Here is a 26,992-nt window from a genome sequence, read left to right as displayed (position 1 = left end):
CCCTTAACACTCCGTAGTGAATTTTTTAGAAAAACGGCGAAATACTGAGCAAGATGCCGGCTGCTATGATAAACATAAGACTTGGACTTCTGAAACGAGCCAGGAAATCTAGTTTATATACCAAATAAGTTGGTATAAAGCAACCGATAATCCCCATAATCGGGCCCATCCACGTTAAGAGACGAAGTACGGGAATATTCAGAATAATGGCGCCCCAAGCGACCAATACACCAAATACCAAGGTACCCCAAGCAATCGCTTTGCGATTAATGCAATCTTCGTCATACACGCGTTTTAACAAATTAATGGCAATCCCCTGACACGATTCTTTGAATGCCAGGAATACGCCGAAGAAGGCTGTCATAATCGAGAAAATATTAAGCAATAAGCTTAAAATTCTCACCGTATCGCCGTCCATTTCACTCGCTGCAATAGCCAAGGCGGAAATATTTTGACTGGCCGCCATAACGGCTTGCTCATGACTCATGGCCAAATTAAAGGAAATGGCAAAGAAAAAGATGGTCACGAATAGAACGCCGAACGATATATTCATGGCTCGCAAGGATTTGTGCCAAGCCACATCCACCGATTTATTATGGGAGCGATAGGAAATTACCATAGGACTCAACGTCTGAATAAAGAGAATCGACGTGAGCGTCAACGGCAACATGGTAAACGCCTGATAGAGCGCATCGGACAAGCTCGGTAAGGCCGGAACATTCGCCAAATTCCAATGGCTTACCATGATGAGCCCCAACACGATAATGGCTAGTAACTTAGTAAGTACCAGCCCGGTGGATACTTTGAAAAGAATCTTCTCCCCTTGGGCCGCAATGGCCACCAATAAACAAATAACACCTAACCCGTAGAACGGATTACTCGATAGAATCGTGTCCGTTACCTCAAAAGAGTATAAGAAGGACGCACTGTCATTGGTAATCGCCGTAGAGTACACGAAGATACTGATGACGATCATAACGAAATAAATCGCGCCTAAGAAGATACCCCAGTTTTTACCCAAATAATGAGAAATAACGGACGGATAATCCGTACATTCCGGCGATACCGCCAAGGTATTAACGAATAAGCGCTGGAACAAATAGAGCGCCGGATACCCCACGGCCGCTGCCAACAAGTACACCCACACCCCTACAATACCGACTTGAACGGGCAAGAACACGATACCGGCGCCAATAGCCATGCCGATACTCATGATAATCCAACCCCAGTCAGTACTGTCAAAACGGGTGGCTTCACGCCACTCAGCGTCGCTCATACCGGCTCTGGCCGCTTTGCTCATCCCTATAGCAACCGGTTCACCGACAGCCGTAAGCGTCGCCTCAACTTGAATTTCCTTATTCATGAAAACCTCCTCTAATTATACATTATGACATATAAGTACAATTTCTCATAGTATATATTCTGATAAAGCATGACTTTTTTTGCATTCCCTGTTACAATAAAATGGTCATATAATTCAATTTATTTATCAACTCAGTAATATACCTTAACAAAAGTCTTATATACCTATAATCCCGTGTTTTATACCTGTTATAGTTAACTATGTATGAGGGAAGTACCGAGACGTCTAACGGTACTTAATATAGGTTCAGCATAACATGTTAAAAATACACTGTGAAATACTTAATTAAGTGTTGATACTATAGTTTAAAGCTATGTCACTTGGGAGGCGTCCTTATGACCTTACAACAATTGCGTTACTTAGTCGAAATCTCCAAATGCCAATCTATTACACTGGCGGCCCAGCGTTTATTCATTGCGCAACCGAGCCTTTCTAAATCCATTAAAGACCTGGAAAAGGAATTCGACATTACCATACTGGAACGCACGCGCCACGGTGTTTCCTTCACCGTTGAAGGCCTTGAGTTTTTAGACTACGCCCATCGCATTCTCGAGCAGGTCAACGGCCTTAACAACTACTTTAATCAGGACAGCATCAACAATCGGCTCACCCTTACCGTGTCGGCCCAACACTACATGTTCTCCATCGAAGCACTCACGAATTTTGTAAAACGTTTGAAAAAAGTCTCCGATTATACCATCGTTTTTAACGAATGTCGCACATCCAAAGTTATCGACAACGTCCTCTTAGGGAAAAGCCAACTGGGTATTCTCTATCTGTCACGGAGCAACAATAAATTTATGAAACGTCTTTTTGCGCAAAAAGGCATTGAGTTTACGCCACTTCGTCAATTCCCGCCTTGCGTCTATATCGGTCATAATCATCCGTTAAAAAACGCCGGTGCCCTCACCGTAGAGGATCTGCAGGACTATCCGTATATCAAATACTACCAGGGCAATGACTCCTATCAGTATGCCGAAGAGGTGAGCGTCCGCGGTCTTCAGGACAATCGCTCCCTCGTCGTATCCGACCGCTCCACTATTTTACGCCTCTTAGCCTGCACCGATGCCTTTACCATCGGCTGTGGTTGCCTATTGCCGGACATTACCAAAGACCGTATTTTATCCATTCCGCTGGAAGGCTCCCTGGACCTTATCAATATTGGCTGGATAAAACTAAAAAACACCAATATGACGCCGGCTATGACAGATTATGTGGAGCTCCTGGAAGATTCCATTGATTCCTTAAGCCATCCCGTTTTTGCACCTCTAAAAAACGAGGCCTAAATGATTCTTTCCTAGCCTAAGCTGTAACAATAACACAGATTTCTTATATCAAAGAGCCATCGGCCCCTGCCGGTGGCTCTATTTACTTACTGCAAATCAATTAATTTAGATATAGTTTTAATGCATGGTAAATACACTCCAAGGGATATTATACAGCATGAACTATCCATGTTACACTGACCTCAAAATAAACGGTGTTCCCAATAACTTGTCCGTTTTAAAAAGACTTACTTTTAGGAGGTATATAACATGGAAAATTTAAAAAACAAGGGATTCTCTACTAAAGCAATTCACGGCGGCGCAGCGCCTAATACATTTGGAGCTTTAACAGCCCCTATTTACCAAACCTCTACCTTCGTTTTCGACTCTGCCGAACAGGGCGGTCGTCGCTTTGCCCTCGAAGAAGGGGGCTATATCTACTCTCGCTTAGGCAATCCGACCAACACGCAGTTGGAAGAGAAGTTAGCCCTTTTAGAAGGAGCCGAAGCTTGTATGTCCACCGCATCCGGCATGGGGGCTATTTCCGCCACCTTGTGGACGGCGCTGAAAGCGGGCGATCATGTTATCGCCTGTGACACCTTGTACGGCTGCACCTTCGCCCTTCTTAACCACGGCTTGACCCGCATGGGCGTTGAAGTAACTTTCGTTGATATGAGCGATATAGACGCTGTGAAAAAAGCTTTCAGACTAAATACTAAAGTCGTGTATTTGGAAACGCCGGCTAACCCGACACTTAAAATCGTAGACATCAAAACGATTGCCGAAATCAGCCATAAAGAGGCCGATTGTCTCGTTGTTGTTGACAACACCTTCTGCACACCTTACATCCAACAACCATTGTCTTTAGGCGCCGATGTAGTGGTTCACTCCGCTACCAAATACTTAAACGGTCACGGTGACGTCATTGCCGGTTTTGTATGCGGCTCCGCCGACTTCTTAACGCAAGTTCGCCTATACGGTATCAAAGACATGACCGGTGCCGTACTCAGCCCGTTTGATGCCTTCCTCGTAGCCCGCGGCCTTAAAACGTTGGCCATCCGCATGGAACGTCATTGCGCCAATGCTATGAAAGTAGCTCAATTCCTCGAAACCCATCCGGCTGTTAAATCCGTAAACTATCCGGGTCTTTCCAGCTTCCCGCAATATGAATTGGCTAAACAGCAAATGGCTTTACCGGGCGGCATGGTATCCTTCGAATTAAAAGGCGGTGTCAAAGAAGGAGCCGTTGTTATGAACAGCGTTAAGCTCTGCCGCTTAGCCGTTTCCTTAGGCGATGCGGAAACCCTCATCGAACACGCAGCGTCCATGACGCACTCCACCTACACGAAAGAAGAATTGGCCGCTGCCAACATCAGCGAAGGCCTCGTGCGTTTATCCGTAGGTCTCGAAGATGCGGACGATATCATTGCCGATTTAGCCCAAGCTTTGGACCAAATAGCTAAATAGTTCAACATTATCACAATCAGCAATTAAGATCAGCATCCTAACGTAATCACTTCAAATTAACAGCAAAACTTCACGCCTCCTTTTACACTTGCGATAAGGTCGGCACCGGCAAATTGTCAGCCTTAACGATGCGTGAATTTTGGTATTCCTATTCTCTCATTATATTTAAAAACTAATAACCTTATTTCATTAAACACTATGTAGTAGATAGGAACTCTCAATTACTATAATGCCCTCGCCTGTAATCCTCGCGATTTCAGGTAAGGGCATTATTAATTATTCTTTATAATAACACAATAAAAATATTTTCATCTATTTATATTTTCTATATCTATTATTACATATTACAACCGCCAAATTGTTTGACTTTTCACATCTAAAGTTTTAGTATATAAAAACAAGCTAGTCAAAATTTTAATAAGGAGGTACCTTGAGATGTTAGGCAACTTAGGTGAAAAAATAGAGGAAAAGGCAATGATTAGTTTCTTAAAACGATTCGATGCCAATCCTTTTAAAGTAAAATTTAAAGATAATGAATATATAATTGGCGAAGGGGAACCTCTTTTTACAGTAGATATGAAGGAACCCATTCCCGCAAACAAGCTCATGACGAGTACATCCATCGCTCTCGGCGAAGCATACATGGACGGCAATTTAGAAATTGAAGGCGATTTATACTTCGCGTTGAACCACTTCCTCGGCCAAATGGATCAATTCTCCACGGCCGGCGACGTACTCACCAAACTAACCCACAATCCGCTTACCAAGAAGCACCAAGCGGAAGAAGTGCAGAGCCATTACGATATCGGTAACGACTTCTACTCCCTTTGGCTCGATGAAACCATGCAGTACTCTTGCGCTTACTTCGAAGATGAGAATACGACTCTTTACGAAGCACAGATGAATAAAATCCATCGCATTTTAGACAAACTGTATTTAAAAGAAGGCATGCGCCTCTTAGATATCGGCTGTGGTTGGGGTTATTTACTCCTCGAAGCGGCTAAAAAATACAAAATCAAGGGCACCGGCATTACGCTCAGCCATGAACAGTATGAAAAATTCCAAGAACGTATCAAGGAAAACCACTTGGAAGATTACCTCGAAGTGAAGCTCATGGACTACCGCGATTTACCAAAATCGGGCTTAGAATTCGATCGCGTTGTGAGCGTCGGTATGGTTGAACATGTGGGCCGTGAAAACTATCAATTATTCAATGACTGTGTAGACTCCGTTCTCGTTGAAGGTGGCGTTTTCCTCCTCCATTTCATCAGCGGTATGGATGAAAAACCGGGCGATGCGTGGATGAGCAAATACATCTTCCCGGGCGGTATGCTACCAAGCCTGCGTGAAATGATTTCCGATATGACGGACGATAAATTCCACATCTTGGACGTGGAAAACCTCCGCATGCACTACAATAAAACCTTATTAGAATGGGATAAGAACTTCCGTGCCCAGCTCCCAACCATTCGCCAAAAATTCGACGAACGCTTCATCCGCATGTGGGATTTATACCTTAACGGCTGTGCCGCTGCTTTTGCCAACGGCATGATGGACTTACATCAGATACTAGCTACCAAGGGCATCAACAATGATTTACCGATGACTCGTTGGTATTAATGAAATGTCCTATAACCCTAATAAAACGTGGTACCCCACTAATAACTAAAACATAAACACAAAACCCCTGCTCACCGTGAACTGCTACCCGTCAAGTAGACACTCGAAAAAATAAAATTAGTTTTGTATCTGCCACCGGTTTCCGGTGGCAGTTTTTTCATGCTGCTAACCAATATTTAGCATGTTTTTCCATAGGTGTTAAAACACCGAGCTTTCTTTGTAATCGTTTAGTATTGTAATATTCAATATAGTTTTCAATCATTTTAACCAAAGACTCTTTATCTGTGAAGTGACGCCCATAGTATCGTTCGCGTTTTAAGATACCCCAAAACCCTTCCATAGGGCCATTATCAATACATTTTCCTACTCTAGACATACTATGCTTCATTCCTGCCGCAATTAACTTTGCATGGAACATTCGACTAGTATATTGGTATCCTCTGTCACTATGGAATAATGGATGTGCATCTGGATTAGAAGTTACGGCATGGGTAAAGGTATCAAATACCAATATATTGTCATTTCTGTCTCGGATTGCAAATGAAACAATTCTACGATCATATAAATCAAGAATTGCACTAAGGTATACTTTATGAACTTCATTGCCCAAGTAATATTTAAATTCAGTAACATCTGTAAGCCATTTTTCATTAGGGGCTGTAGCAGTAAAGTCTCTATTAAGAATGTTTTCTGCTACATATTGTGGTCTTGCCGCATGTCGAGTGCATCCCTTATTGCAATACTTAATGGTAGATTTAATATTTTGTATCCGGCAAATTCGTAGTACTCGCTTATCATTAACCTGTATGTCATAGTAGCGATCCAAGTCATCTCGAATTCTACGGTATCCCTTATCGGGACTTTCTGAGTGAATGGCCTCTATCTTTTCCGCAATCATTATGTTTTCTCGCTCTTTTATAGGCGTTTGTCTATGTAACCATTTGTAATAAGCAGCTCTAGTTACGTTACCTAGTTTACATAAAGCTGAAATGGCATAGTGATGCTCTTCGTGTTCTTCTTTTATCGCCAAATAAATATGAAAATATTTTACTTGGCTTAGCCCCGCCTCCTCTCTATTTCGTCTAATTTTTTTAAGAAAGATGCCTCCATTTCAGCCCTCATTCGGCGAGCACGTTCCATCTTAAGTTCAGTGCGTAATCGTTCTACTTCAGTAAGACTATCTAGTGCTTTTCTTTTTCCGCGATTATCTTGTAATGCGTCTAGCCCACCGGATTCATATTTTACTGTATAACTGCGAGCCTGTTGGTAAGAAATATTGTATTTTGCTGCTGTTTCTGTGTAATTATGGTTGTGAGATATGCAATACTGTACTATTTCAACACGCTCATCGAATGTTGTTTTTCGGCCTTTTGTCATGGTAAAACATCCTCCTGTTCCGGATGTTTTTAATTCTTCATGACTATTATACCTCTTAATCCAATCTCGTAGTTGCATGTTTGACCGTAATCCAAATCTTTGGCTAATAGAATTCAAGGATCCTTCTCCGCTTAGATAAGCTATTACGGCTTCTATTTTTTCTTTAGCAGAATAATGCTTATTTTTTACATGTGTAAATGCATCGAGCCCATTGCTTTTATAACTGATAATCCAAGCCCTAACGGTAGTCCAATCAATTCCTAACCTCTTAGCAGCTGTGGACATGGATTCTTTTCCTTCAAGGATATTTTCTACGGTTTTTATTTTTTCTTCTGCACAGATTTTTGACTTGGGCATAAAAATACTCCCTTTCAAGTAACACAAGATTTTATTATTTCTTGTGTCTACCTAAAAGGGAGCATATCACCGGCATGTGTTGATGTACTTAGAGATTTGTTATATAGTTTGAAAGGTTTAAGCTTTTTAAGCTTTTTAAGATTTAGTCGTTAGCTTTGACTATCTACTTGAGCCGGCTCTTATTTATGCGCCTCAATCATGCCCATTACTTCTTTATAGGTCGGGTCGTTGTCGAAGTCGAAATCGACCTTTTCACCCACCTGCCAACGAATCCAAACCGCATCATCTTCCATGATTTCAACGCTCAACGGCTTGAAGATTATCGGCTGATCTTTGGTGATACCCGGCTTAGCCATGAAAAGAGTTTGCGTCGTAGTACTGCCGTCCGCAGCCGGTGCAATAACCTGGCTCACTTCGTCAATGAGACCTGCTTGGAGGAAGCTCCAATTAAGCACGGCACCGCCGCCGAGCATCATTTTTTCAACATGGAGCACGTCTTTAATCTTCTCACAAGCAAGTGCCAAATCAACGGAATCCTTGCCGCAGATTAAATAGCTGATGCCTTTTTGACGAAGGAAATCTTTATAACTGTTCGGCGTACTTTCTGTTAAGATAGACACCACATGTGGCTTCATATCGCCATCTTCTGCCGTATTATCGGGCCATGCCAATTTCCCCTTGCTATCGATGGCAATCATGAACTGTCCCAAAGAAGCGCCTTCAGCGATAAAGTCGCCCGCCGGAACCTCAGGCGCCGCTTCATTCACCTGCGGTTTTTCATAATACGTAAAATTATCATCAATCGTCGTACGGCCTAAAATAAGCGCTTGGTACTCATACTTCTGATGTTGCACTATGTCAAAAGAGTCGCCTTCATCGACGGCATTGGGGCGCCAAAGGTATTTCCCCATTATTTTACCGTCCAAACTCGTTTCCATATGGCAAAAAATATAAGGTCTCGTCATCACTGTGTATCCTTTCCTTACGATATAACATACGCTCAAGCTTGCGATATATCATAAACTCAGCCTAATAATGGCTCAATATACGGAAATTATAGGCTGGCTTTTAAAATGGCGACTACTTCATCACGTGTCAATACTTTGTAACCGCCCTTAAGAATGAAGGTAGCATCAGCAATGCCTTCAATCATGTCAGGTGTAGCGCCAAGATCGGTTAAATTCATAACCACACCGATTTCACGCATGTAATCGGCCATAGCGTCTAAACCGGCCAATGCAATTTCTTCATCCGTTTTACCGGTTGGATCTACATTCCATACATTCAAGGCATAGCGTTTAAACTTAGGCAAACCGGCCTGTAAAATGTGTTTGTAGTACGGAATGGAAACAGCAGCCAAGGTCATACCGTGAGTAGCATCAGTATAGGCACCTACCGCCTGACCAAGCATGTGAACCATCCAGTCGCCCGGTTTTCCCATATGAGTGAATGTGTTCAGTGCCCAAGTAGCCGTCCACATAATATTACTACGTGCTTCATAGTCCTTAGGATTTTTCACGGCAATGCGCGCGCTGTGAATCACGGAACGTAAGAGCCCTTCAATCACATAATCCGATGTATTATCATCGGTACCGGAGAAATATTGTTCCAATAAATGGGACATAATATCAAAGAACCCGGCTACCATCTGATACGTAGGCAAAGTATAAGTGTACGTAGGGTCTAAAATAGAGAATTTAGGGAATACATTAGGGCCGAATACATGGCCGATTTTCAATTTTTTAGCATGATTCGTAATAACAGAGCCACCGTTCATTTCAGAGCCTGTGCCTACCATTGTTAAAACAGTACCTACCGGTACGATTTCACAATCCACATCCTCCATGCGTTCAAAATATTTTTCCCATGGGTCTTCCTTACAATTAATCGATACCGACACAGCTTTCGCATAGTCAATAACGGAGCCGCCACCTACAGCCAAGATAAAATCTACATTGCCTGCTTTAGCTCGTTCCACGCCTTCATATAATTTATCTACCGTAGGATTAGACATAACACCGGCATCTTCGGTTATCGTCTTGCCGTTGGCTTTTAAAATTTCAACCACTTGATCATAAAGTCCCGATTTCTTAATGGAGCCGCCGCCATATACAAGCAGAACATTCTTACCAAATTTTGGCAGCTCCTGATTCAATGATTCCAATGCATTTTGACCAAAATGAATTCGAGTTGGATTTTCAAAAGTAAATGTACCTAACATAACGTATCCTTTCCTTTCTTTTACACCACGTATTCCAAATTATAAAAGTAATTCTGCCTTGGATTGCCGACTAATACTACACCGGTCCACGGGCAACAAAATAAAATATATACGAGTAAACTGCCGGATAGCTTCTCTTACATATGTGCTATCACTAAGTACAATTCTATTGTACCCCTTAGAGTTGGCTTCAAGTCAAGGGCAAAAATAAATTCCCCATATAGATGCCAAAAGATAAAAGATAAAAAATCATAGTCAAAAATCATATATAAGCCATAAAAAAACTCTGCCGCAATTTTACGACAGAGTTTATTTTAAAAAATCAACTATCTAGTTAACTGTCCATAGGCTCCGGTATTTACAACCACGCCCACAACGCTGCCACCACAAGGGTCGGCAACATATTAGCAATCCGAAAATGCTTACCTGTAAGCAAGCTCACACCGATTAAGAAAATCATAATCGAGCCGGTCAGCGATATATTACTGAGTGCCTGATTCGTCAGCCATGGAGAAATAAAAATAGCCAACAGGGTAACCAGCCCTTGCACTATGCCCACGGGAATGGCGGAATAGATACAGCCCTTGCCCAAAGTGGTGGTCATAATCATAACGACAATTCCGTCCATCATAGCCTTCGCAATCAAAATTGACGGATCGCCCGTGGCATCCTTAATAGAGCCGATAATCGCCATAGCACCAATACAGACGGTAAAAGATGCGGTTAAAAAAGCTTGGGTAAAACCGCCTTCCCCTTCGTTCTTAGTTTTCACACGGAGCCAGGCGCCAAAATCCTCTAATTTTTTATCCAAATCAATAAATTCCCCGATGACAGTACCGATAATAAAGGTTACTACCAACATCATCAAGTTGGTAAGAGCGAATTTTTGACCGTCAAAGACGAGTGACTCTTGAACGGCTCCGGCAATACCGATAAAAATAATGCAAGCACTCATGGCCACCATCAACGTGTCCAATAGCTGTTGTTTCAAATAATTGCGTGCTGTTAATCCGATGAGTCCCCCAACTACGATGATTAACATATTAATTAAAGTACCTAACCCAGGCATACAATCCCTTCTTTCATAAGTCTCTCAAAAAGCTGATAATCTGATTATAACATATAATAAGGGCTGTAAAATTCTATATTTTAAAAGGCTTCACGGACACGCCGCAAAGCCTTTTAAAGGAAGGTATCATACTATTGTCATGCCGAAGCATTATTATGCTTGACGGATCTGTTTAATCACGCAAGCCTTACATACTATTTGTGTTATAATAACCCTTTAGATTTCAGGTAAGTCACGGCTACTTCATTAGCCGTCTTGCCGTCCACGTCTACTTCGTAGTTCATTTTAAGCATTTCATCCGTTGTAATCATTCCGGCCAGCTTATTCAAAACAGGTGCCAATTCAGGGTATTTTTTAAGCGTATCGGCCCGTAATAACGGTGCTCCCTGATATGGTGGGAAGAGACCGCGGTCATCTTCGAGCATTACCAAATCATGCGTGATAATTTCAGGGTCCGTGGAGAATACATCAATGACATCCACATTGCCCTGGTCGATAGCTTCATAGCGCAAACTCGGCTCCATGGTCACCACTTGGAAGTTAAGCCCATAGAGGGACTGTAAGCCCTTGTTACCGTCGGAGCGGTCATTAAACTCTAAGGAGAAACCGGCTGTAGCCGTATTTACGACTTTTTGCAAATCGGAAATCGTTTTAAGCCCATGCTCTTCCGCATAGGAGCGTTTGACCGCCAAGGCGTACGTATTCTGATACGCCATCGGTTCCAACAATACCAAATTATCCTGTTTTAAAATGCCCTCTTTAGCCGCTTCATACACGGTCTTCGGATTATTCCCGATATTCGTCAACGGCGGTTGTAACAAGGCGGATGTTACCGTGCCGGTAAACTCCGGATACATATCGATGGAACCTTTTTTAAGCGCTTCATACAAGAAGCTCGTCTTGCCGAAACTTGGTTTGACCACCACTTTTATGTCCGTCTGATCCTCAATCAGTTCTTTATACATATTAATCAAGATTTCCGGCTCCGAACCCAGCTTGCCGGCCGCTATCAAGGTCGGATGACCGCCGATGTTGCCAACGCCGCCGAGACCGCCCACGTTAATCGTAGAAAGCACCAATAATACCAAGGCAGCCGCGAAGGAAGAGCCGATAACTTTTAACGATTTTGTTTCTAAAAACTTAATAATCACGCTAAACAACACGGCGAGCAGAGCGGCCGAAATAGCCCCGATGAGAATTAAAGCGGAGTTATTGCGATCGATACCGAGCAAAATGAAGGCTCCGAGACCGCCGGCCCCGATTAAGGCGCCCAACGTAGCCGTACCGATTAACATAACCGACGACGTGCGAATCCCGCCGATAATGGACGGCATGGCCAGTACCAATTCAAACTTTTTAAGCTTTTCCCAGCGATTCATACCAAACGCATCGGCCGCCTCCTGAAGGAGCGGATCAATACTCTGCAAACCGGTAATCGTGTTTTGCAAAATCGGGAACAAACCGTAAATAACGAGCGCCACAATGGCCGGCACCTTGCCGATACCAAGAAGCGGAATAAAGAGACCCAATAAGGCCAATGACGGAATGGTCTGTAAAATGCCGGCCACCTGCAAGGTGATTTCCGACGCTTTTTTGTATTTAACGACGAAGATAGCAAACGGTACAGATAATAAAATGGCAATAAACAGCGCAATCATGGAGATTTGCACATGTTCTACCAATAATTGTACCCATTCACCTTGTCGTTCAATGAATGTACTATATAATGTGTCCATGATTTACCCCTCGTAGAAAAAACGCTTAACCACTTCGTGCGCCGGATGTTCTTTAATCACTTGCAGCGTATCGAGCTGCACAATTTCACCCTTACTCATGACGCAGATACGCGTGCCCAGTTTCACCGCTTCCGCCATGTCATGGGTTACAAAGACAATCGTCATTTTGAACGTATCATGGAGGCGCTTAATGAGCTCCTGCAACTGATTGCGACTAATCGGATCGAGGGCGCTGAACGGTTCGTCCATGAGGAGAATCGAAGGACGCGTCACGATAGCCCGTAGAATCCCTACACGTTGCTGTTCGCCGCCGGAGAGCTCATGAGGATACCGATTCATATATTGGTCCGGCGGAAGGCCCACCATTTCCAAATAGGAATGGATTGTTTTAACCCGCTCTTCTTTAGGCCAACCCTTCATTTCCGGGATGATTTCGATGTTTTCACATACCGTTAAATTCGGGAATAAAGCGCCGGCCTGCAATACATAACCGATGTTTAAGCGCAATTCTCTCAGCTCCGACTGCTGTACATCGACACCATTAATCGAAACCGTGCCTTCCGTCGGCGTCAAAAGACGGTTAATCATCTTGAGCGTCGTCGTTTTACCACTACCACTCGTACCGACGAGGACGAAAAACTCCCCGCACGCGATAGTCATGTTGATATTACGAAGCGCCGCCTTCTCTTTATATAATTTACTTACATTCTTAAATTCAATCATTGTTTCACCTGCCGTTCCCGTAATTCATCAATGTTCCTGGCCAATGCCGTGGTAAACTTTTCACCGGCCCGGAGTAATACATCCTGCTCCTCGGCCGTTAATTCCTTCATAGCCGCATTTTCCGCTGCTTCCAAAGCATCCAATATAGATGCTGCATAGGTGCGACCGTCTTCGGTCAATTTAATCACTTTCGTGCGCTTATCTTCAGGATTTTCTTCAAAAAAGATATAGCCCTTGTCCTTGAAGTTCTTTATGGTCGCATTGACGACCTGTTTCGTGGAATACGTCTTGCGCGTAATGCGTTGCTGCGTAATTCCATTCGGATTATAGTAAATCCACATCAGAATCGTCAGCGCCTTGCTCTGCATGCCGTTTTTACGAGCATAGTTTTCAAAAATCGACATCTGGTTGTCGCGAATTCTGGAATATTCTTTTGTTGCCGGTAAAATATCAGTCATTCACTACCACCACCTTCCCAAAACTGTCAGCACTGTCCAAATAGGCGTGTGCCTCACGAATTTCGGCTAATTTAAAAACTATAGCCGGCTCAACAGTAATGTTGTTGTCCTTAATATAATCGAATAGGGCTTGCAGCATCGGTTCATTCACAATGCCGGAATAGAAGCCGGTCACATATTTACCGCTGCCCAAAGTCATAATAATATCAAAATTCTCCACATACCACTGACCACCGAGAAGGCCCGTGTTGCAAAGAATTCCGCCCGGCTTTAAATGCGCCAGATTATCTTCTAATACAGCCGGGCCCACCATATCGGCAATCTTATCAAAAGATATATCAGTATCCAAACGACCGTTCTCATCGAGAATGCACTCGTCAAAACCTTCCGCCAAGAGCTGTTCAAGCTTATTCATGGAACGCGTCGAACCATACAGGCGCACTTTCGGATAACGAGCTTTTAAAAGTTTGGCAAACGCTACGCCCACACCACTCGTGGCACCGCGTACCAACACAGCATCGCCAGCCTCGATTTTTAAATTCTGCAGCGTGCCAAAAGCCGTATGATACGTCTCCGGTATAGCCGCCATAATCGGCCAAGGTAAGTCTGTACGCACCGTATAAATCTGCTCATTCGGAAGTAATACATACTCCGCATAGGATCCGTCAAAATCACGGCCCATTTCCCCCATAACGGATACGACCTTCGTACCCGGTGGCAAACGCTTTACATCGGTGCTTTTCTCAATGACACCGACACATTCAATCCCCAAAATCCGCGGAAACTTTACCGATTCCGAATAACCGTTTCGCGTAAATATCTCAGAGCGATTAATGCCGAAACCTTTCACCTTAACCAAAGACCAACCCGGTTTAACCGCCGGCGTAGGCACGTCCTCATATATGAGCTTATCGACACCGCCCGCTTCATAGACAACCACTGCCTTCATATAATCCCTCTTTTCAGTCAAAACTTTTTACAATTTAATTATAAATCTAAAAACCTCTATAAGTCAAATAATTTGACCTATAGAGATTTATCGATAATTGTATTGAGTCATAAAGTAAGAGTCCTTGTTACAAAATAAAAAGACCATTGCATAACACAAAGGACGTACATCTCATCAGAGCCCGGGTTGCTCTAGTATTGATGTACGTCCCTTTTTAGTGAGTTTTTGATAAAAGTGTTTTAAAATGAATTTTTGGTTTTTGGGTGCTGTGATTGAGGGGAACTAACCTCACAATCGGTTACAGTACATGCATTATGAAATCTCTTAGCGATTGATTTGGCTTAAAATTTCCTGCATCTGTTTTTCTAACGCTTCGATACGTTTAGTTTTAGCTTCATTATCCGCTTTGATAGCTTCATTGTCGGCTTTAACTGCACTGATTTCCGCTTGCTGGCTAGAGATTACGGAGACTAAATCAGTTTTGGAGTAGTTGGAGTATTCACTACCCTTACCAAATTTAATGCTCACACCGGCGTTAAACATGTTTTCACCGCCGCCCATGCTGGTGCCTACGGAGAATAACAAATCATTCGTCGGACGATAGAATGCACCGATAGCTACTGCATTGGCCGATTTGTAGTTGCCATACCCGGCCGCAAAATCCCACTTAGCAGTCGGATCATAATCTTGCGGATGTAAAGCAGCTAATGCGGCGGCACCGGCACCGACACGATTAATTCGATTATCCAATTTATTAACTTGGCTGTTCAAGCTGGTTACGTTATTGGTAATATTGCTTACTTCGTTGGAAATGGAAGTAATATTATTAGTGTTCTGCGTAATCTGAGTCGTATTGGCAGCTACTTGGCTATCCAAAGCAGTCAAGTTTTCTCCTGCAGATTTAGATTGTTTAACGTAAGTACCATCTTTGGCTACACGAGTTTCGTTGTAAACAGTACTGCCATTAACAACACCTTTATTATCTGCAGCTACCTTGCCATCGGTATTAACTTTAAGCTGGTATTTTACACCATTAAATTCATTTAAGCCTTCAGCTTTTTCAATAGTAATAGTATTGTCGCCATCAAAGTTACCTACACTATTACGAGTATTAATTGAATTGGCTAAATCAGATATTTCTACACTCCCTGTAATGAAGTCCTTACCATCCGAGTCTTTAATAGATAAGGATAGTTTATTATTTTCATAACTCAAAGCATTGTTACTTTTTTGCAAGCCCGTGCCGGCAGCATCTACGGCTGCTTTAAGTTGAGCTACGTTAACAGCATCAGTGTCATTTGTACCGGCTGCTACATTAGTAATTTGGCGAGTAATACCTGCTTCACTGTCGCCAACGGAAACAGCGGCAGCATTGGACTTCCACGCAGAAGTAATCTGATTCTTTTCTGATACAGCATCAGTATAAGCTTTATTAGCATTGTTCATAGTAGTTTCAGAAGTATTCATTGCTATTTCAGCTTCATCCAACGCAGTCTTCGCAGCATCCATTTGTTCCTTATATCTTGCTTGATCTGCTGATCCTGCATCAGCAGCGTTATAAAATTGAACCTTTTCCGAATAAGTTGCAGCCTTTTCTAAATAATTATCGACCTTACTTTGATAATCATCTTTAGCTGTTGTATATGTTGACTCTAAGCCACCTAAACTATTATTCAATTCCGTTAATCGAGATTCTTTTCCTGAAAGAGCTGCAATTGCTGTATCGCTATCAAAAGCAGTACCGGTAATTGGATTATATCCATATCTTCCCTTATCTACAGATGCAATGGAATTGCTGCCAAGAGCAACGCCGCCGTCATATTGCACATCCGTATTATACCCGAGCATAACGGCATTACTGATGTTTTCTGTATGAGCCTTTACCGCTACCTTTACTTTCATTGTATAAGGAATTGCTGTACCAGTATACGGATCACGGGTGATAATGTCCATCTTTGGCGTATATATTTGTGTCTTAATTTCATCTTTTGTTTCCATTGAACCAAGAATAATATTATTACTGCCTCCAGTCAATATATTATAATCACCAATCACTACTGCCGTATTTCCACCATTTAATGTATTTCCGGTCCCCACGACTGAAGTATTATTCACATTAATACCGGCATTTTGATAACCTGCAATGGTATTATAATCACTTACCGTATTTTCAGTCCCATTTAAAGTATTCCCCGACCCTATAATTGAAGATCTTCTTGCATAATCTGATGTATTGCTGTTCCCCATAGCAAACACAGATCCACCGTTAAGTGAAGCATAATCTCTAAATATCTCGGACATATGATCTGAATATCCGTTATTATAACTACCATGCAATATAAACTCATTATAACGATAATCACTAAAACCGTTTACTACCACATCAATCATATTGCCACCGGCATTTGTCACCCAGTTACCGGTGCCCCAAACCATAGAGTTCGATGAATAGTCTACCTTATTCATCGTACCAAAAGCACCATTAACCATAGTCACGGGGGCATATTCAGACCCGGTAATTTTATTATCAACGCCATAAATCGAAGACCAGGTAGTACCCAGACTGCTTACTGAATTAAAACCTGTGACTGTACCAAAAGATCCAAGACCTTGAGCGCCCCAACCTACTACTGTACCCGAGGCACCACTCTGTGCATGATTACCAACAACAGTCATGTTCATTCCCCTAATATTTTTATTCGCAGCTTTCTTTTCTTCAGGCGTTAAGGAGCCAATAATAACCGAATCTTTAAAATCGTTATTCATCCGATTATCGCCAATCACAATACCTCCACCCGGAGCCTTAAAAGTATTATTGTTGCCAATAACAGTTAGACTTTCATAGCCTTTCATATAAGTATCATTACCACTAATCGTATTTCCTTTACCGATAAGTAAATCAGATACGGTTTCTGTTCTAACGTCTTGTTTTCCAGAAACAGTACCTGAGTTTCTCCCTGTGACACTGTTCTTATCGCCAATCACAGTCTGACTTTTACTATTAGTTACTGTATTATCATCGCCAAATACTTCAGCATCATTGCTTGTTGTAACTGTATTCCCAGTTCCTACAACACGAGCCGTCGTATCATCGGTTACGGTATTGATCGTACCTGTAGCCGTACCACTATCTACAACAATATTATCCGCTGCAAAAACCTGTCCCCCTAATAACAAACTCAATAAAACAGCACTGCTCAAAGATGTTTTAATCACATGACGACCATTTTTCTTGATTTTCATACCTAAACTCCTCTCAAAGCACGTCCACTAACTAACGTTTTGAAAACAGTGAATTGATTATTACCTATACCAATCAATTCATCACGACTTCATTTATAGTTAAATACTATCATATTTGTGCCCCCTCACAAGACATATAATCATTATTTTATCACTGTTTCTCATAAAACATAAACCGGTGAATAAAAATTATATTTCATACCGCCGTGTTAAAATTTCACACATCTTATATTTTTGCACTATTCATCATATAAAAAAGAAAAAGCTACAGTGTCATTACACCATAGCTTTTTCACAAATTTTATTAATAAGTAAATAATTGGATTTTCACTTTATCCTTTTATAGCCTTGCATTGCGCAATCATTTCACGAGCCACTTCCATAGCGTCGCCTACGATACCGTAGTCGCACACTTTGAAAATAGAGGCTTCCGGATCGTTATTAATGGCCACAATCATATCGGAGCCCGTAATGCCGGCCGTATGCTGAATGGCACCGGAGATGCCGAAGGCCAAGTATAATTTAGGAGCCACTGTCTTACCGGTTTGACCAACTTGACGGCTCAACGGATACCAGCCTTTTTCAACAATCGGACGGGTTACGCCGAGCACACCGCCCAACGCATCGGCCAATTCTTCCAACACTTTGAAGTTTTCAGGGGAACCCATGCCGCGACCTCCGGCCACGATGATTTCCGCTTCTTCGATGTTAACATCGTTCATGTCCACCTTAATCATTTCTACGAAACGATTGCGAATGTCCCCGTCAGTGAGCTGAACTTCGACCTTGTTGATATGACCTTGACGACCTTCCTGGCGTTCCGGCATTTTGAACACATTCGGACGAACGGAGCCCATTTGCGGGCGATGTTCCGGACAGATGATTTCCGCCAAAATGTTACCGCCCAAGGCCGGACGAGTCCATTCTACAAGGCCGTCGGATGTGCTTACGGACAAAATCGTACAGTCCGCTACAACGCCGTTTTTCATACGACCGGAAATACGCGGTGCCAAATCGCGACCGTCGTTAGTAGCACCGATGAGGATAACATTCGGTTTATTCTGAGCAAAGAAATCGGTAATGACTTTAGTGTAGCCGTCAGTCGTGTAGCGTGCCAATAAAGGATGTTCAAATACATGAACGTAATCACTGCCATACTCGATAAGGCTTTGTGCTTCGCCGGCCACTTTGGCGCCGAGAAGCAATGTATGTACATCTTCTTGCAACTGATCCGCTATGAGGCGGGCCTGACCAATTAATTCGTATGTGACTTTGCGCACCTGACCGTCGAAACAGTCAGCAATGACATAGACACCTTTGTATTCTTCAAACACCGTAATTCCTCCTTAGCTATCAGATAAGTTCTTTTTGTTTTAACACATCCATAACGGTTGCTACGGATTCCGAAACGGCACCGGTCAACATGGTTCCGGCGGAGCGCATAGGCGGGCTGTATACTTTGCGTACACGGGTTGGCGAACCTTGAAGGCCCAAACGCTTAGGATCCGTCGTCATATCTTTAACGGTAATCGTCTTCACTTCGTACTGCGTAGCACGAATGGAATTATGGAGGGTCGGATAGCGTGGTTCGTTGAGGGATTTAACGGCCGTTAGGAGCATCGGCATTTCCGTATCCAATACTTCAAAGCCTTCTTCGTGTTCACGTTGGGTCCGTACAATATTATCGTTCACTTCGATGCCGCACACATAGGTAACCTGAGGAATGCCCAGTTCTTCGGCAATCTGCGGACCTACTTGCGCCGTATCACCGTCGATGGCCTGTTTACCGCAGAAAATCATATCAAACGGTTTGCCCTGGTCTTCCTGCACTTTGGATATAGCACAAGCGATGGTGTAGCTGGTAGCGAGCGTATCGGCACCGGCAAAGGCACGGTCCGTAATGAGGTACGCATCATCGGCCCCCATGGAGATACATTCTTTTAACGCCACGGACGCCTGCGGCGGTCCCATGGTAATCACGGAAACGCGGGTTCCCGGATATTTATCTTTAACGGTCAAAGCCGCTTCCAATGCATTCATGTCGAACGGATTGACAATACTTGGCAGGCCGGTACGAATTAAAGTGTTCGTTTCCGGATCGAGCTTGATTTCAGACGTATCCGGCACTTGCTTGATACATACGAGTAATTCCATAGTCATCCTCCCTATTAGCCTTGACGAAATTCAATACCCTTCGTGTCGTCCGGGTATTCCCATTTAGTTACAATCGTTTTGCCGCATAAAACTCGGCAGGTACCGCATTCTACGCAACCGGCGTAGTCAAATGCAAGCGTACCGTCGTCGTTTAAGGTATATAAACCGGCCGGGCAGGCATTGACGAGTTTCATTTTTTCCTTCATATCCGGATAATCATGAATGATTTCAATGTGCGGATGACCTTCGTTTACGTAATATTTATTGACGCCTAACTTTTCTTCTAAGTTTGTCATAGGGCACGACCTCCTTTAAGGGCATCCATAGCCAAGTTAACAAGGCCTACACCGGTAGCCCGTTTCAATAATTTAGGAACAAGCGGTTTCGCGCCGTCGCCGTTAACGGTAAATACATCGGACATGATGCCGTTGACCATTCCCGGATATTTTTGGAAAATACGCGGATTGTTGAGGAATTCAGGGAAGTGACGATAGGTTTTCAAATCTTTACCTACGAAGCTGTCCTCAATCATAATATCGTAGTAACGTAACGCACCGGCGGAATAATCGCCTAAGCGTTTGGCTTTAATAATCGCATCGGCGGCATACATGCCGGACGCAATGGCAAAATCCATACCGCGCACGGTGTAACCCATGTTGATACAGAAACCGGCCGCATCACCGACGATGATAAAGCCGTCACCGCTCAAGGTGGTCACCATGTTATAGCCGGCTTCCGGAACCATGTGACCGCTGCGTTCAAGGAGTTTACCGCCTTTCAACAAGCGAGCCACCGTCGGATACGCCATGAATTCGTTCATCATATCTTCGATAGTAGCGTCCGATTCACCGATATGTTCAAGACCTACTACGACGCCGATGGATAAGCTGTTTTTATTAGTATAGATAAAACCGCCGCCCATGAGACCGTGCGTAATATCACCCATGAAAAGCCAAGACAAACCGTCATTGCCGTCGAGGCCGAGGCGTTCTTCCAACACACCTTTATTAAAGCTATATACTTCTTTAGCACCTACGGCTACTTCGGCAGCCGTAATCGGTGCACGTAAACCGGCTCTTTCAGCCAATAAGGAGTTAACGCCGTCAGCCAATACCACTACGTCAGCACGCAACGTATCTTTACCACAGCGAATGCCTACCACTTTGCCGCCTTCCATGAGAAGATCCGTAACCTGAATGCGGTTAACCACCACGGCACCGGCTTTTTCAGCCTGCTCTACGAGCCATTTATCAAAAACGCCGCGCAATACCACATAGGATTCGTCTTTTGGCTGAGCCGGTTCCGCTTCATATTCAACGGTCGTTGCCTTGCCACCTTCCAAAATGGAGATGCGCTCCTTCGTTACTTTACGTTCTAACGGAGCCGTTTTTCTAAAATCAGGGATTAACTCTTCTAACGAATGCGTATAAATACGACCACCCGTCATGTTTTTCGCGCCCCCATAACTCCCTCGTTCAACCAAGAGCACTTTCACACCCTCTTTGGCCATTCGATAAGCAGCTGCCGCACCTGCTAAGCCACCGCCTACAACGATTGCATCAAATTGTTCCATGCTGTTCTCCTTGTGTAATATACTGTATATTTTATACATTGAAAAACAAAAAACAGTTACGTCCCACGTCGGCCTTTTGCGACCCACTGTAGGTAAACACAGCTTAGAAATTTGCAAAATACCATATCGATATTTTACTTTATACTCACTATTATATATATTCTAAGTGAATTTATAAAATACCTCTTTTGCATTGTAAAATATATTCTATATATTAAAATTAATCAAAACTGACCAAGGACTCAAATTGAATAGATTATTTATGTCAATAGAGTTTTATTTTTAACATGTTGGTGATTAAAAAAGAGAATAACCGTAGATTTTGACGGATATAGGACTATGCGAATAAAATATATGTCGCTCAAAATCAATCAATATTGCTCAAAGTTTAAGATGTATGAGACCAATAAAAAAGCAGCCACACAGTAATGTACTGTATGACTGCTTAGTCTTATTCGCTTATTCTCTTAAATCGACCAGAAAGAATCATGGAAAATAATCTTACGGTACGTTTCAAAACGGAGCCATTTATCATGCCATGCGCCATCATGCTGCAACGCATCATCGGAAGACTCTTCGATGAATTGTTTTACATCGTCGGCAGAGTTAACCTGCACGGCAAAACCGCGACCGTTCACAACCGGCACGTCGTTGTATGTATACTCAGCCAACGGTACGATATTAGCCAATTTACCGTCCCGTACTTCGATAGCCACTTTATCGCGGAGAACCAAGATATCAAAATTAGCCGGATAGTTGTAGCTGGCACCGGCGAGCGGCAAGCTGTCGCCAATATTAAAGGTCGTGCGGTTAGGACGGATTTTATCTACTTTGAGACCTTCTACATTGTAGTAGAATTCATCAAACACGTCGCCACGTGCTTTCAAGCCATTGCCTTCAAAGCTGTGCTGTTCCGCAGTAGTACCCACCGCTTCTACGACACCGCAAGCGGAGGTCATGTTGCTTACGCGGTTGATAAGAATCAACTCACCCAACGTCTTATGACGACGGAATTCATCCATAACAACCGGCGCCTGGAAGTGCAAGGTGCAAAGGGCAATGCTGTTTTTACCGAGTTCCGCAGCCGGTAAATGTTCACCGCTGTTCACGTCGATTTGGTACTGAATATCCGTCACCGTAGCGGCCACCTGTTTGGTGCCGAGGCTTATGAGATATTCGTTGCCCACTTCAAGCGGTTCGTCATCCATCCAAAGGAGTTTTACGCTGGCGGTCTGAGCGATTTCAATGCCGGTCTGTTTTACCAACACGCTGCCACGAGACACGTCGATTTCACGGTCAAGTTCAACAGTCAACGGCTGGCCGTTTTTCGCTTCCTGCACTTCATCAAAACCGACCATCAAGGTTTTAACCTTAGCTGATTCTCCACTCGGCAATACGGTGAGGGTATCGCCAACGGTAATTTTGCCGGATTCCACTTGGCCTTGGAAGCCGCGGAAGGTGTGATTCGGACGGCAAACGCGTTGTACGGGCATATAGAAACCGTCTTCCGCTGCACCGGATGCATCTACGTTTTCAAGGTATGGCAATAAGGCCGGTCCTTCGTACCAAGGCATGGTCGTTGCTTTAACGGTGATGTTATCCCCTTCGGTAGCCGAAACCGGAATCACCTGTACTTGCTTGAGCCCTACTTCTTTAGCAAGGGCTGCAATGTCCGCTTCAATCTTGCGGAACACGTCTTCTTTATAGCCTACAAGGTCCATTTTATTCACGGCAAACACGAACGACTCAATCCCCATCAACGCACAAATACGTGCATGACGACGGGTCTGCACCAAAATGCCCTGCGAAGCATCCACCAAGATAATGGCCAAATCTGCAAAGGACGCACCTACGGCCATGTTACGGGTGTATTCTTCGTGGCCCGGTGTGTCCGCTACGATAAAGCTGCGGTTGTCGGTGGTGAAATAACGGTACGCTACGTCAATGGTAATCCCCTGTTCGCGTTCCGCCATGAGGCCGTCGAGCAATAAAGAGTAGTCGATGGCGCCGCCGCGGCTGCCCACTTTACTTTCCAATTCCAAGGCTTTCGCCTGGTCCGCATATAATAATTTTGCATCATATAAAATGTGGCCGATGAGTGTGGATTTACCGTCATCCACACTGCCACAGGTAATAAATTTTAAAAGTCCTTTCATCGTTGTATCCTCTCTGTCATCCCCAAGGCTTGTTCTTTTTCAAAAAGAATGGCCCTCATCGTCATGTATGTATTAGAAATAACCTTCACGTTTGCGACGTTCCATGCTGCCCGCCGCTTCACTGTCGATAACACGGGTCGTGCGTTCAGACGATACAGCCGACAAGGTTTCTTCAATAATTTCATCCAAGGTGGTCGCATTGGACTCGGTGCCGCCCGTCAAAGGATAGCAACCTAAGGTACGGAAACGAACTTTCTTCTGCTCGATTTTTTCACCCGGAAGAAGTTTAAAACGGTCGTCATCCACCATGATGATGTTGCCGTCACGGTATACAACAGGACGTTCTGCCGCGAAGTACAAGGATACAATGTCGATGTTTTCACGCTTAATATATTGCCAAATGTCTTTTTCGGTCCAGTTGGACAATGGGAAAACACGGATACTTTCACCCTTATTGATTTTAGCGTTGTAAAGTTTCCACATTTCCGGACGCTGGTTCTTCGGATCCCAGCCGTGCGACGCATTACGGAAGGAGAAGATACGTTCCTTCGCACGGGATTTTTCTTCGTCACGACGACCGCCCCCAAACGCTGCCGTGAAACCGTATTTGTTGAGTGCCTGTTTTAAGGCCTGTGTTTTCATAATATCCGTGTAAGCCGAGCCGTGGTCAAATGGGTTGATACCCTGATCCACGCCGTCCTGGTTGATGTATTCGATCATATCGAGGCCGAATTTCTTGGCTGTTTCATCGCGGAATTTAATCATTTCTTTGAATTTCCACGTTGTGTTTACATGTAAAAACGGAAACGGCGGTTTTTCCGGATAAAATGCTTTGCGCGCCAAGTGGAGCATTACCGAGCTGTCCTTACCGATGGAGTACAACATAACCGGCTTTTCACACTGCGCCGCTACTTCGCGGATAATATATATGGCTTCCGCTTCCAATTCGTCTAAATGGCTGTATTCACTCATGCTAAACCTTCTCTCTTTTACTCTATAATTTATTTTGAAAAATATCTTAACTTTTAAACGTTGCAAAGATACTACAATGTTGAAAAAATCTAAACTTTAAAATTGTCGTATCTGAGATATCAAAGCTTAATATTTATTGGATTCTTGAGCATTCACCACGATGGTCTGACTCTCACCGGTCGGCGAAGTATATTCCCAATTCCAATATTGACCGTCGCGACGAGCCTTCATGGTGCCGCCGAGGCCACCCATATCAGGACCGAGGAAGTAGGCAATAGCGCCTACGGGACATTCCTTAATGCAGGCCATACAGCCCCAACAATCCTTCGGATAGGCCATAAAGGCTTTGCCCGCTTCATTCATAGCCGGTAAGCTGCCGGGGCAAATATTAACGCACCGCTGACAACCTACGCATGTCTGTTGATCGATTTTGATGCTCATAGTGCGCCTCCTTTGCTAACGGCCGCGCCGTCTTGATGTTCATAGCTGTCCGATGTTACCAATGGACGCTGACGAATTTCAATGCCCTTATCCGTTGCCACGGAGTTAACATAGCAGAGCCATTCATCGCTGGTCTCAGGATAATCCAGGTTTTCCGCAAAACTGTGCCAACGCGTTTCCTTGCGGGCCCCCAAGTGAGCAATCAAGGTTAAACATACTACCAAGCGCTCTTTGAGCTCGTAGATAAACAGCAAATCGTGGAGGTTTTCCGCCTTCAGCTGTTCCGCCATGCCTATGAGCTCTTCGATACGTGCTTTCGCTTTGGCCAATTGCTTGCCGTTAAAACGATAATAAGAGCCGATACCGCCGGCATAGCTGTCCATGGCCCGTTGCATCGCTTCTTCCAGCTGTTCCGTCGTATAGAGTGGTGCTTCGCCGGTAAGGAAGGTATCATACGCATCCAAGTACGTTTTGGCCTGCGCCGCTACAGTAGTGGAAACAGTATTCGCTGCTGCTCTAGCTGCGTTAACTTTGCCCCCTGTTGCTACGTTATTGACTGTCCCTGCATTCGCACCTTGTTCGTTTTGCCAACGTTCGGCAATAGCCAAGGCCGCAATTTCACCTTCAGCCAAGGCACCGGTTACATATTTCTGCGGACACCCACCGGCTACATCGCCGGCCGCAAAGAGGTTACGGATTGTCGTTTCACGCTTCGTGTCTACCCAATAACCGCTCGCCGTATGACCACCTACAATATATGGTTCCGTTCCTTCGATTTCCACATTCTGCTGCTGCGGACCCTCGCCGGATTCTAACCATTTTAAAGTCTGACCCGGTGCCATGTTAAGATACGCCTTTAAAAGGTCCATGTTCTGCTCGCTCGTAATACCTTCGGTTGCCAAATAACAAGGGCCGTGACCATCGAGCGTTTCTTTTACAGTCCCGTACACGCGTTGCGAAGTGGTCAGGCCGTATTTCGTTTCATACACTTCGCCATCCGCATTGACCTGTTTAGCGCCCACGCCCTGGGCAATAGTGCCGGTCGGCGCAATTGTGTCTTTACAACGAAGGGCGATAAAACGCATTTCAAAGGTAGTCATTTCAGCACCCGCTTTGATGCCCATGGCATAACCGGCGCCCGTGTTGAACGGTGAATACCACATTTTGTGACGTGAAAAACCCGGATTGTTCGGTCGATATAAGCCGGCCGCTCCGCCGGTGGCACAAATTACATAGGGTGCGTAGATTTCATAGGCTACGTTATTGCGCAATGAAAAACCAACCGCCCCTTTAATTTCGCCGTTTTCTACCAAGTAATCGGTCATAATCACATGTTCCATAACCGTCGTATTTGGTAACTGAAGAACCGCATCAGCCAGAATCGGCTTGATGTTTTCGCCGTTAATCTTAATATTACGATTACCGCGTGCCATATACTCGCCATTTTCGTCTTTCAAAATAACGAGCCCCAAATCTTCCAGTACTTTCGTCACGCCGTTAAGGCGTTCGCTCATGGTGAGCAATAAATCGTGACGGACAATGCCGGCCGCGTCCTTCGTGGCATAATCCACATAATCTTGCGGCTTACGGCCTTTTACGATATACGCGTTCAGCGCATTCACGCCGGCCGCCAAACAGCCGCTGCGTCGAATGGCCGCTTTTTCTACGATGAGAACCTTGGCGTTGCTCTCTTTTTGCAAGGTCAGCGCCGCGTAACAGCCCGCCGTGCCGCCCCCGATGATGAGCACATCCGTCTCAATTCGCTCTCGCTTCTCAAATTTCATAATCCCATTCCACCTAATTTCTATAATGCCTACTTAAGGGCTGAATATCATTTGATATAGTTAA

At 44.1% G+C, this 26,992-nt stretch carries 22 protein-coding genes; 3 read left to right on the top strand and 19 right to left on the bottom strand.

What is annotated here, in order from left to right:
• Positions 1-25: 25 nt before the first annotated feature.
• A complete protein-coding gene (locus CCC71_RS02035) occupies positions 26-1,276 on the bottom strand; it encodes an SLC5/6 family protein (protein WP_156704841.1) in 1,251 nt (416 codons plus the stop codon).
• Positions 1,277-1,698: 422 nt separating this feature from the next.
• Between CCC71_RS02035 and CCC71_RS02030 the strand changes: the two genes are divergently transcribed.
• From CCC71_RS02030 to CCC71_RS02020, 3 genes are all read left to right on the top strand, one after another.
• The gene (locus CCC71_RS02030) at positions 1,699-2,649 is read left to right on the top strand and encodes a LysR family transcriptional regulator (RefSeq protein ID WP_021841547.1); all 951 of its coding nucleotides are present in this window, start codon (positions 1,699-1,701) and stop codon (positions 2,647-2,649) included.
• Between the two features lie 249 nt (positions 2,650-2,898).
• Positions 2,899-4,095, top strand: coding sequence for a methionine gamma-lyase (megL, locus tag CCC71_RS02025; RefSeq protein WP_021841548.1), 1,197 nt, complete (start codon positions 2,899-2,901; stop codon positions 4,093-4,095).
• A 435-nt stretch (positions 4,096-4,530) separates the two neighbouring features.
• Entirely contained in the window at positions 4,531-5,715 is a 1,185-nt protein-coding gene (locus tag CCC71_RS02020; RefSeq protein WP_156704818.1) for an SAM-dependent methyltransferase, read from the top strand.
• Positions 5,716-5,872: 157 nt separating this feature from the next.
• Here the strand turns inward: CCC71_RS02020 and CCC71_RS02015 are convergent, their stop codons facing one another.
• From CCC71_RS02015 to CCC71_RS01930, 18 genes are all read right to left on the bottom strand, one after another.
• Complete coding sequence (locus tag CCC71_RS02015) at positions 5,873-6,745, bottom strand: IS3 family transposase (RefSeq protein WP_247240057.1); 873 nt, start codon at positions 6,743-6,745, stop codon at positions 5,873-5,875.
• 26 nt (positions 6,746-6,771) lie between these two features.
• Positions 6,772-7,449 carry a transposase gene (locus CCC71_RS02010; protein WP_247240058.1) on the bottom strand — a complete coding sequence of 226 codons (678 nt, stop codon included), beginning with the start codon at positions 7,447-7,449 and terminating at the stop codon, positions 6,772-6,774.
• A gap of 179 nt (positions 7,450-7,628) precedes the next feature.
• On the bottom strand, positions 7,629-8,414 hold the full coding sequence (locus tag CCC71_RS02005; protein WP_295269012.1) for a RibD family protein: 786 nt from the start codon (positions 8,412-8,414) through the stop codon (positions 7,629-7,631).
• Positions 8,415-8,503: 89 nt separating this feature from the next.
• Entirely contained in the window at positions 8,504-9,670 is a 1,167-nt protein-coding gene (locus CCC71_RS02000; RefSeq protein WP_156704516.1) for an iron-containing alcohol dehydrogenase, read from the bottom strand.
• A 358-nt stretch (positions 9,671-10,028) separates the two neighbouring features.
• Positions 10,029-10,739, bottom strand: coding sequence for a DUF554 domain-containing protein (locus CCC71_RS01995; RefSeq protein WP_021842005.1), 711 nt, complete (start codon positions 10,737-10,739; stop codon positions 10,029-10,031).
• Between the two features lie 203 nt (positions 10,740-10,942).
• A complete protein-coding gene (locus CCC71_RS01990) occupies positions 10,943-12,475 on the bottom strand; it encodes an ABC transporter permease/substrate-binding protein (protein ID WP_295244872.1) in 1,533 nt (510 codons plus the stop codon).
• Between the two features lie 3 nt (positions 12,476-12,478).
• Positions 12,479-13,198: an ABC transporter ATP-binding protein gene (locus CCC71_RS01985; RefSeq protein WP_156704512.1), complete on the bottom strand. Its 720-nt coding sequence runs from the start codon at positions 13,196-13,198 to the stop codon at positions 12,479-12,481.
• Entirely contained in the window at positions 13,195-13,656 is a 462-nt protein-coding gene (locus tag CCC71_RS01980) for a MarR family winged helix-turn-helix transcriptional regulator (RefSeq protein WP_021842001.1), read from the bottom strand. Before CCC71_RS01980 ends, CCC71_RS01985 begins: the two co-directional genes overlap by 4 nt.
• The gene (locus CCC71_RS01975) at positions 13,649-14,605 is read right to left on the bottom strand and encodes a zinc-binding dehydrogenase (RefSeq protein WP_021842000.1); all 957 of its coding nucleotides are present in this window, start codon (positions 14,603-14,605) and stop codon (positions 13,649-13,651) included. Before CCC71_RS01975 ends, CCC71_RS01980 begins: the two co-directional genes overlap by 8 nt.
• A gap of 324 nt (positions 14,606-14,929) precedes the next feature.
• Positions 14,930-17,848: a YadA-like family protein gene (locus CCC71_RS01970; RefSeq protein ID WP_296332734.1), complete on the bottom strand. Its 2,919-nt coding sequence runs from the start codon at positions 17,846-17,848 to the stop codon at positions 14,930-14,932.
• A 332-nt stretch (positions 17,849-18,180) separates the two neighbouring features.
• Complete coding sequence (locus tag CCC71_RS01965) at positions 18,181-19,188, bottom strand: electron transfer flavoprotein subunit alpha/FixB family protein (RefSeq protein WP_156704510.1); 1,008 nt, start codon at positions 19,186-19,188, stop codon at positions 18,181-18,183.
• A gap of 13 nt (positions 19,189-19,201) precedes the next feature.
• Entirely contained in the window at positions 19,202-20,002 is an 801-nt protein-coding gene (locus CCC71_RS01960; RefSeq protein WP_156704508.1) for an electron transfer flavoprotein subunit beta/FixA family protein, read from the bottom strand.
• A 14-nt stretch (positions 20,003-20,016) separates the two neighbouring features.
• Positions 20,017-20,298, bottom strand: a complete 282-nt coding sequence (locus CCC71_RS01955) for a ferredoxin family protein (RefSeq protein ID WP_006555881.1) — start codon at positions 20,296-20,298, stop codon at positions 20,017-20,019.
• Positions 20,295-21,575, bottom strand: coding sequence for an FAD-dependent oxidoreductase (locus CCC71_RS01950; protein WP_295223501.1), 1,281 nt, complete (start codon positions 21,573-21,575; stop codon positions 20,295-20,297). The genes CCC71_RS01955 and CCC71_RS01950 overlap by 4 nt, the downstream gene beginning before the upstream one ends.
• A 467-nt stretch (positions 21,576-22,042) precedes the next feature.
• Positions 22,043-23,731, bottom strand: coding sequence for a sulfate adenylyltransferase subunit 1 (locus CCC71_RS01945; protein WP_156704506.1), 1,689 nt, complete (start codon positions 23,729-23,731; stop codon positions 22,043-22,045).
• 72 nt (positions 23,732-23,803) lie between these two features.
• Positions 23,804-24,703 (bottom strand): sulfate adenylyltransferase subunit CysD, encoded by a 900-nt coding sequence (cysD, locus tag CCC71_RS01940; protein WP_021840430.1) that lies wholly within the window; start codon positions 24,701-24,703, stop codon positions 23,804-23,806.
• 126 nt (positions 24,704-24,829) lie between these two features.
• Positions 24,830-25,144, bottom strand: a complete 315-nt coding sequence (locus CCC71_RS01935; protein WP_021840429.1) for a 4Fe-4S dicluster domain-containing protein — start codon at positions 25,142-25,144, stop codon at positions 24,830-24,832.
• A complete protein-coding gene (locus CCC71_RS01930; RefSeq protein WP_021840428.1) occupies positions 25,141-26,928 on the bottom strand; it encodes an adenylyl-sulfate reductase subunit alpha in 1,788 nt (595 codons plus the stop codon). The genes CCC71_RS01935 and CCC71_RS01930 overlap by 4 nt, the downstream gene beginning before the upstream one ends.
• Positions 26,929-26,992: the final 64 nt, after the last annotated feature.

Source organism: Veillonella sp. LMAG:90 (assembly GCF_008679445.1).
Lineage (GTDB): Bacteria > Bacillota > Negativicutes > Veillonellales > Veillonellaceae > Veillonella_A.
Note: the sequence above shows the minus strand (reverse complement) of the source record. Positions and strands in the feature narration are given on the sequence as shown.